The sequence below is a fragment of the uncultured Campylobacter sp. genome, from assembly GCF_937997595.1.
Classification (GTDB): domain Bacteria; phylum Campylobacterota; class Campylobacteria; order Campylobacterales; family Campylobacteraceae; genus Campylobacter_B.
This window is the reverse complement of sequence record NZ_CALKTS010000268.1, coordinates 1-2,251: the sequence shown is the minus strand read 5'-3', so window position 1 is coordinate 2,251 and position 2,251 is coordinate 1. Positions and strand designations below refer to the sequence as shown.

Annotated in this window: 2 protein-coding genes; one reads left to right on the top strand and one right to left on the bottom strand. The window is 50.6% G+C overall.

Translation table 11 applies throughout. From position 1 onward, the window contains the following. Positions 1-99 precede the first annotated feature (99 nt). A complete protein-coding gene (locus Q0614_RS08765) occupies positions 100-849 on the bottom strand; it encodes a DUF4198 domain-containing protein (RefSeq protein WP_298788091.1) in 750 nt (249 codons plus the stop codon). 140 nt (positions 850-989) lie between these two features. Here Q0614_RS08765 and serS point away from each other — a divergent pair, with 140 nt between their 5' ends. Continuing rightward, positions 990-2,240 carry a serine--tRNA ligase gene (serS, locus tag Q0614_RS08760; RefSeq protein ID WP_298788089.1) on the top strand — a complete coding sequence of 417 codons (1,251 nt, stop codon included), beginning with the start codon at positions 990-992 and terminating at the stop codon, positions 2,238-2,240. Positions 2,241-2,251 lie beyond the last annotated feature (11 nt).

Genomic DNA, 2,251 nt, shown 5'->3' with positions numbered 1-2,251 from the left:
CGAAAATAAAATTTCAAAACTCCGCTCAAACGCAAATTTAAATTTATCCGCAGCCGCGCAAATTTCGCCCGAAAAAAGAGATCTCACCGAGCCGCTCCCTTATTTTTTCAGCTCGTCCGCCTTGATCCAAAGCACGGCGCCCAGCTCATTTACGGGCTGCTCGCTTCCTTTGGCGGCCTCCTCCTCGCTAAGAGCCGCAAAGCCCCACCAGCCGGCAACCGGCATCACGAAGCTAAACTCGCCCGCGCCGTTGGTTTTAACGACCTGCGTGACATGCGCCTCACTAGGGGCTTTGTAGCCCTTATCGTTATATAGCTCGATCTCCACGTCCGCGCCCGGGACGGGCTTTCCGTGCAGTAAAAAAACTCCGCTAAATATCTCGCCCGCATACAGCGCATAAGGCCGCACTAGCGGCACGATCTCCGCCTCTAGCCCGAGCGGCTTATCCCAGCCTTCGCCCGCGCCGTAAGCATCGACGTAGGTTTTGGTAATATGGCGGATCATCTTGCGCTCAGCCGGCTCGGCATAGGGTTTCGGATCGAAATAAAACGTCAAAAGCGATGGCTTGTCAGCTTTAAATTCCGCCGCAAAATAGGAATTTTCGCCCTTTTTCTGCTCTTTTAGACCGCTTAGGAGCGATTTTTTCTCGCCGTCAATAAAAACGCCGAATTCTGCGGGCTTTTGTAGATTCATAGATTCCTGTAAAAACGGATGAGAGAATTCCAAATTTAGCTTCACGATAGCGTCTTTTTGATCCTCTACGACATTTTTATCCGTCGTAAGAACGCCGAAATGTGCGAACGCAAGGCTAGCCGCGATGATTCCTAAAAAAGCAAATTTTGCCTTCATGTAATACCTTTCATAATAAAATATTACGGAATTGTATCACTTTTTTTCATCCGTATTGCTTAAATGTGGGTTTATTTTGAGTATTTAAAGCAAACTTTAGTTAAAATGTCGCAATTTAAATTACCAAAAAGAGGCAGAAAATGATAAATTTAAAACTTATCGAGACAAATTTCGACGAATTTAATAAAAAACTCATCGCCAAAAAAGTCCCGCCGCAAACTCTGCAATCGCTACTGGATGCCTACAACGAGCTAAAATCCAAAAAGACGGAGCTAGAGAATCTTCAAGCCGTGCAAAATGCAAAGAGCAAGGAGTTAGGTCTCGCCGCGCGCGAAGGCAGGGACGTAGGCGCGCTAAAATCGCAACTTGAGGAAAACAAGCAAAAGATCCAAAGCCTAAGCGAGCTTGTAAATGAGCGCGAACAAAGCTTAGAAGCGATCGCCGCGTGCGTGCCGAATATCATCGACGACGACGTGCCGATCGGCGCGGACGAGAACGAAAACGTCTGTATCAAAAAGGTGCTTGATCCGCGCACGTTCGACTTCGCGCCCAAGCAGCACTTCGAGCTCGGCGAGGCGCTGGGATGGCTTGATTTCGAGCGCGGCGTCAAACTCAGCGGCAGCCGCTTTACCGCGATCCGAGGTCTTGGCGCAAAACTGAATATGGCTCTCATCAATTACATGATCGAATTTAATAACTCGCGCGGCTTCGAGCTCGTAAATATGCCGTTTTTGGTGCGCGATCAGATCCTCTACGGCACGGGCCAGCTGCCTAAATTTAAAGACGACCTCTACCGCGTTGACGACGAGGAGCAAAACCTCTACCTCATCCCTACGAGCGAGGTTACGGCGACAAATCTCTTTAACGATGAAATTTTACGCAGCGAGGAGCTGCCGATCAAGCTCACCAGCTACAGCCACTGCTTTCGCAAGGAAGCGGGCTCGGCGGGGCGCGATACGCGCGGCATGATCCGCCAGCACCAGTTCGAAAAGGTCGAGCTCGTCGCCATCACACGCCCGCAAGATAGCGCAAAGATGCTTGAGGAGATGATTTCATGCGCGAGCGATCTATTAAGCAGCCTCGGTTTGCCGCACAGACACATGCTACTTTGCAGCGGCGATCTGGGCTTTAGCGCCGCAAAGACCGTGGATTTGGAGGTTTGGCTACCGGGGCAGAACCAATACAGAGAGATCAGCTCGATCAGCAACTGTCGCGATTTCCAGGCGCGCAGAGCCAAGATCCGCTTCAAAGACGGCAAGAAAAACAGCCTCGTTCACACGTTAAACGGCTCCTCGCTCGCGGTCGGCCGCACGCTAATCGCGGTGATGGAAAACTACCAGCGCAAAGACGGCAGCATCGAAATTCCGCGCGTTTTAGAAAAATATATGTAGGCGGCCCGTGC